Origin of the sequence: Vibrio sp. 10N.247.311.13 (assembly GCF_041467595.1) — a bacterium.
In the GTDB taxonomy this organism is placed as follows: domain Bacteria; phylum Pseudomonadota; class Gammaproteobacteria; order Enterobacterales; family Vibrionaceae; genus Vibrio; species Vibrio crassostreae_C.
On record NZ_JBFSUX010000104.1, the window covers coordinates 1 to 6343 of the forward strand.

Annotated in this window: 7 protein-coding genes; 6 read left to right on the forward strand and 1 reads right to left on the reverse strand. The window is 44.3% G+C overall.

The window, feature by feature from the left end; translation table 11 throughout:
- Positions 1 to 92: 92 nt before the first annotated feature.
- Positions 93 to 467 carry a nuclear transport factor 2 family protein gene (locus AB6E52_RS22530; protein WP_017060338.1) on the reverse strand — a complete coding sequence of 125 codons (375 nt, stop codon included), beginning with the start codon at positions 465 to 467 and terminating at the stop codon, positions 93 to 95.
- 141 nt (positions 468 to 608) lie between these two features.
- Here AB6E52_RS22530 and AB6E52_RS22535 point away from each other — a divergent pair, with 141 nt between their 5' ends.
- The 6 genes from AB6E52_RS22535 to AB6E52_RS22560 all read left to right on the forward strand — a co-directional run bounded on the left by AB6E52_RS22535 (position 609) and on the right by AB6E52_RS22560 (position 6211).
- Entirely contained in the window at positions 609 to 1475 is an 867-nt protein-coding gene (locus AB6E52_RS22535) for a LysR family transcriptional regulator (protein ID WP_102320264.1), read from the forward strand.
- Positions 1476 to 1690: 215 nt separating this feature from the next.
- A complete protein-coding gene (locus AB6E52_RS22540) occupies positions 1691 to 3085 on the forward strand; it encodes a polysaccharide lyase family 7 protein (protein ID WP_102320263.1) in 1395 nt (464 codons plus the stop codon).
- Between the two features lie 228 nt (positions 3086 to 3313).
- Positions 3314 to 4561 (forward strand): paraquat-inducible protein A, encoded by a 1248-nt coding sequence (locus AB6E52_RS22545; protein ID WP_102320262.1) that lies wholly within the window; start codon positions 3314 to 3316, stop codon positions 4559 to 4561.
- A gap of 24 nt (positions 4562 to 4585) precedes the next feature.
- Positions 4586 to 4897 carry an MlaD family protein gene (locus tag AB6E52_RS22550; protein ID WP_241910582.1) on the forward strand — a complete coding sequence of 104 codons (312 nt, stop codon included), beginning with the start codon at positions 4586 to 4588 and terminating at the stop codon, positions 4895 to 4897.
- 9 nt (positions 4898 to 4906) lie between these two features.
- Positions 4907 to 5221, forward strand: a complete 315-nt coding sequence (locus AB6E52_RS22555; RefSeq protein WP_241910581.1) for an MlaD family protein — start codon at positions 4907 to 4909, stop codon at positions 5219 to 5221.
- Positions 5222 to 5341: 120 nt separating this feature from the next.
- On the forward strand, positions 5342 to 6211 hold the full coding sequence (locus AB6E52_RS22560; protein ID WP_241910580.1) for an MlaD family protein: 870 nt from the start codon (positions 5342 to 5344) through the stop codon (positions 6209 to 6211).
- Positions 6212 to 6343 lie beyond the last annotated feature (132 nt).

Sequence of the window (6343 nt, forward strand, 5' to 3'; positions counted from 1 at the left end):
CTTGTACGGTGGTGTGAGAGGACGGAGGCCGTGAGGCCTCCTCCTACTCGATTCTGTTTCTATTTTTGAGCTTCTAGCTGTTAATTACAGCTCTAGCGTTCGCCTTGAACTTCGAAGTTGTCGCTGACTAAGCGAGCGCAGCCATCGGCTTCAAGTGCCCAGTGTTCATGATGTACAACGCCAAACGCTTTGTTCATTGTCCAACTCGCGGTAAGAATGTAACCGCCGTCTGGGTGCTCTTCCCATTTTACATCGGTGTAATCAACGTCTTTGAAACCTTGGTCGATGATGTTTTGCCAAAATGCTTGAATCGCTTCATGACCTTCAAAAGTACCAAATGGACGCGCTTCCATTACACAGCTTTTAGTATATTGATCGGCACAACCTTTCGCATCTTGGTTGTTGAAAGCCTTTTGCCACGCGTTAATGCCTTGCTTACATGCTTCTAAAATTTGGTTGTCTAACATTGTCTTTCTCCATAACAGTCTTGTTTCGAGCACTGTCTTTTTTATTTGGTATTTCGATAAGTTGAATTGAGTTTAGTCTTGGAAATTGATTTTAAAAACAGAGATAATGGAAAATACTGTTTGTAAAAAGAGAACAATAAGATGAGTAAGCTAAAGCAGATGTCGATTTTCGCTCATATCGTAGATCAGGGTTCAGTCTCGGCTGCGGCTGAAAAGTTAGAGTTGTCTAAATCCGTCGTCAGTCAACATCTCAAAATTCTAGAACAAGAGTTAGGCGCCTCTCTCCTTAAACGCACAACACGAAGACAAACTTTGACAAGCATGGGTGAGCGCTTTTATTTGAGTTGCAAAGACATCAATGTGATCGCTGAATCGGCTTGGGATATGGCAAAAGCCGAGCTAGAAGAGCCACAAGGCCGGATTCGTATCACAGCTCCGAATGCCTTGATGGATTTATTGGTAGCGCCTGTTATTGCCGATCTGATGAAACAATATCCGAAGTTAAAGCCAGAACTGATAAGCGACGATCAGCATTTAGACTTCATGGAGCACGATATTGATCTCGCGGTACGAGTGGGTAGCTCGCGCGACAGTAATCTTAAGCAGAAACGGTTAGGCGAGTTTAAAGACGTGTTGTGCGGCGTAGAAAGCATGCGAGAGCGTGAACTTGAATCAATTCCTTATATTGCTAACTCATGGCAGGGAAAACAGGTGACTCATCATTTTAGCTCTCAAGGTGAGCAAGACTTCGTCTACCAACAACAAGCCAGTTGTACCACTAATTCATTCCATAGTTGCCTTGCCTTAATCAAATCAGGCGTTGGCATTGGTGTGATCCCAGATTTCTACCTCTCTCAGTTATCCAATGATGTTGTCGACATAATGCCAAGCTTCCAACTACCGACTAACACGGTTTATGCGCTAAATCCATTTGCTTCTAATACGCCTATCGCCATCAAGCTGTGTATCCAAGCGTTGGAAGAAAAGCTCAAGTGTAATTTGGTTTAAAGCCTCTCGTTATAATGCTGTCTTATTAGATGATGTGTTTGGTATAAGAATGGCTCATGTCACATAGTTATTCATTTGTAATATAATAATTCATTTTCGTGATGTTTGTTCAACTTGTCGTACAAATATTGTCCTATAGTGGTTCTCGTTACTTCGGTAACACCCTACAAAATATGGAATAAATAATATACGTGAAACATATCATGGAGACTTGTATGACTTTTAAATCTTGCAAACTTACCTCTTGCAAACCTCGAACTCACCAATTTAAACCTTACAAACAATTGTCGTGCGCGGTTCTTTTAGCCATGGCTACTTATGGCGTATCGGCTGAAACACTGAACATTCAATCCGCATCAGACTGGGGCGGAGCGCACAACTCTTACCCAGCATCGAATACGATTGATGGAAGCACTGATTGGTCATCACGTTGGGCTGCTCAGAATGCGCCCGTCAATTTAGTGCTCGACCTAGGCTCGGTACAAAATGTTCAAGACGTCGCGATAGCTTGGGGTAAAGGCGAAGAGCAAACTTATAAGTTCGAGATCAGAGCGCTAGCTGATGAAAGTTCAAGTAGCTGGGACAAGGTTTACTATGGATATAGTAGTGGCAGCACATCTGGTTTTGAAACCTACGATGTGACGGATGTTCAAGCTCGTTGGATTCGTATCAAAGTCTTTGAAAACAGCGCGGAAAGTGTTTGGACGAATATTACTGAAGTCGAAATCAGTGGCAACGATAGCCCTGACTACGGACTCGATCCAAACCTACCGCCATCAGGCAACTTCGACTTACTGGATTGGTATGTGAGCATTCCCGTTGATGAAGGTGATGGCTACGCGACTTCTATCAAAGAGAACACGCTTGATGCGGGTTATGAAGACCAATTCTTCTATACCGGTAGTGATGGTGGCTTGGTGTTCTACACACCTGTCGAAGGTGTGACAACATCTAGCGGAACAAAATATGTTCGTACCGAATTAAGAGAAATGCTTCGCCGCGGTGATACCTCTTACTCCACTTCGGGTAAAGGCAATAACTGGGCGTTTTCGTCTATTCCATCGAGTGACCAGTCCGACTTTGGTGGTATCGACGGGACGTTAAATGCGACGTTAGCCATCAACCACGTGACAACAACTACTTCGAACACTGAACAAGTGGGTCGAATCGTGATTGGCCAGATCCACGCTGAGAAAAACGAACCTATTCGCCTGTACTACCATAAACTGCCAGGCAACGACAAAGGCGCAATCTACTTTGCTCATGAAACATCGAAATCGAGCGGTGGCGATGAAACTTGGCATAATCTATTAGGTAACATGGTGACGTCTGACGGTGACTTAAACAGCACTAGCAACCCAAGTGACGGTATTGCACTCGATGAAACCTTCTCGTATTCCATTGTTGTTGAAGGTGATAAGTTGATTACTACCATTAGTCAAAATGGCTCAGAGCTAGCGGCAAAAGAAGTGGATATGAGTAACAGCGGTTATGACGATGCGGATAACTACATGTACTTTAAAGCGGGTATCTACTTGCAAGATAACTCAAGTGACGACAGCGATTATGCGCAAGTGACTTTCTATCAGTTAGACAACAATCACAACTGATCACGCTATAAATAGTGCGTAGCTACGGCAGCGAGTTAACTCGTTGCGGTTTGTATTCGTTCAATGATTGAAAAGGGGATGGCCGGTGGGTCATCCCCTTTTACTTTCTATCTCTCATTTCTAGTATATCGTGCGCGTTTAATTCGGTGCATATTGGCAAAAAATCCAACCCTTACTTATATTTACCTAGAGTGTCTAGTTGCTTATAAAGACTAAAAGGGGACGTCATTGCCAGAGCGCTTTACCAAGTCGTGCCACGAATGCGGGCTGGTTAGTCAGTTTGAAGAGTTGTCTGCAGGTAGCGAAGCGTCTTGCCCAAGGTGTGCTCATACTTTATCGAGTGTAGGGCATCATAAACAGCAAGGCGTAATCGCTTATGCGTTGGCGAGCCTGATTACGTTAATCATGAGCCTTACTTTCCCGTACATGTCATTTAGTGTTCAAGGTATTAGCCAGCAAATAACGCTATACCAAGCTGTTGATATGATGAATCGAATGGATAACAGCCTGATTGCTATATTACTTTTTCTGGCCGTGATTCTTTTGCCTGCCTATTTTTTGGTGCTTTCTCTCTGGTTTAATCTGCTCGTAGACAGAAAGAAGCACATTCATTATGCGGATAACCGATTCACCTTTTTGGCGTTGAAGTCATTAAGTTGGGCAAAGCCTTGGTTGATGGTCGATGTGTTTTTGATCGGCGTATTGGTCAGCTTAATCAAGATCGCAGCATTAGCCGATGTATCGATGGGGATATCATTCTGGGCGTTTTGTATCTATGCCATGCTGGTGGTTAAGACCATCTCTTTAGTCGATTTTGATTGGTTATGGGATCGCTTGGTACCAACCAAAGCCCCGCAAGAACCAATGAGCGGGAGCATATTTCAAAATAAGCAGCATCTTGCTTGTCATATCTGTGGGCAAGTCCACCATTACAGCGACAGCCTCCACCGTTGTACCCGTTGCCACACTCACTTACATCACTTTGAGCCAGTCAAAAACTTACAAATCGCGTGGGCGCTGTTGTTCACCTCTGTCGTTTTCTATATTCCAGCAAACCTATATCCAATGATGTATACGTCTGCGTTCGGAACCAGTGAAGGTTCCACCATCATGGAAGGGGTGATCTTGCTTTGGAATATGGGTTCATACCCTGTGGCACTCATCATTCTTATCGCGAGCGTGTTTATCCCTATGGCGAAGATGGTCGCCTTGGCATATCTGTATTGGAACGCTAAAAGGGTGCATGGGCTGACCGAGCAAAAGGCAAATCGTTATCTTAAAGTTTATCGCGTGACTGAGTTCATTGGACGTTGGTCGATGATAGACATTTTCGTCGTCGCAATATTGGTGGCATTGGTTCAATTGGATGGCGTTATGGCGATTTACCCGGGGCCTGCGGCGCTGTCGTTTGCAGCTGTCGTGATATTTACGATGTTGTCAGCGATGATTTTCGATTCTCGAATTATATGGAAGTAATCTCCTCAAAGAGGTGTGAAACACATGGAAAAGCAAAGTACTTCGGATGCGAAGGTATCAAAAAAAAGTGAGTTGTCGCCCGTTTGGATTGTTCCAATCATTGCGGTTTTGGTGGGGTGTTGGATGCTGTTTCAATACTTCAATAATCGCGGGCCAGAGATCACTCTGATCTTACCGGATGCGTCTGGTATTGAAGCGGGAAAAACGGCGATAAAATCTAAGAATGTGCATGTAGGTACGATTACCGATGTCGCTCTGAGTGAAGACTATGAATACATCATTGCAAAAGCTCAAATAGACAAGAAAGCTTCACGTATGATCAATGCTGAAACCTAGTTTTGGGTAGTGGAACCACATGTTGGTACTGACGGCATTAGCGGTCTTGAGACTATTTTGTCGGGCTCTTACATTGAGCTCAAACCGGGTAAATCGAGTGAAGCCCAATTGAGGTTTGATGTGTTGGATACACCTCCAGTAGCGGGACCAGACACCAAGGGTATCAGGGTTGTTGTTTCCCACAATAAAGCGAATCAACTCTCAGTTGGTGAACCGGTGTTGCACCATGGTTTCGTGGTAGGGCGAGTTGAGAAAACCAGCTTCGACTATCAAAAGAAAGAGGGTAAATATCAGCTGTTCATCTTTGCTCCCTATGATGGGTGAATTTTCGAAAAAACACAGTTTTGGCTCTCTTCTGGCATTGATGTCAGATTTGGAGCTAATGGCTTAGATGTCAACTTTGCCTCGATTGAGAGTATTCTGACTGGCGGCGTAAGTTTCGATGTGGCCGAGAGCATTAAACCGGGCGCCCAAATCAAAGAGAACCTAAAAGAGTACACGCTGTATGACAATTACGACGCCGTATTGCAGGGCAAATACACGACCTCGCTTGATTATGTGTTGTTGTTTGAAGAGTCGGTTCGTGGCTTGAGAAAAGGCGCACCTGTGGAATATCGTGGTGTGCGAATAGGTACGGTCGATACGGTGCCGTTGCAGATACGTATGGACAAAGATGGCAAAGTTTCGAACCGTATTCCTATCCTTATTAAACTCGAAATTGAGCGAGTTTCTGAAGTCTTCAGGCAAGTGAATGCAAAAACCTTTGCTGAACGGGTCAAATTGCAGATGGGAGAGGGGCTAAGAGCGACCTTAAAAACAGGTAACCTTCTCACCGGGGCACTGTTTGTCGATATTAACTTTTATGAAGACGAAGAGCCTTATGAACCGAGAGAGTTTGATGGTTATCCAGTGTTCCCTGTTGTCGCTGGTGGCTTAACGGAAATTCAAAAACAGATCACCGACTTCCTTGATAAGATCAATGAGCTTCCATGGGATGCCACTATCGCTAATCTAAATGGTTCGCTGGCTTCGCTAGATAGCACCTTGAAGAGTATGGATGAACTGCTTGATAGCGAGGGCGCTAAAGCCTTGCCACAAGATATCAGTGAAACCATGAAGCAGCTTGAAGCGACGTTAGATAGCTATGATGATGATTCGGATGCTTATAAACAGCTCATTAGTGCAGCTGAAGAGTTGGAGCATGTACTTAAAGAACTTCGCCCGTTGATTAAAGTATTAAACGACAAGCCTAATGCACTGGTGTTTGGTAGCGATGTGGAAGAAGATCCGATTCCAGTTAAGGGGGGGGAATAATGAAAAAACTATTTATATCACTGTTTGTATCGATCGGGCTTTTAGGGTGCTCTTCTCCCACTGACGTCACTCATGCATACCCCTATCTGGCAGGGTAGATGTCACTGTTAAAATTTAACCAGTTTGGGCGAT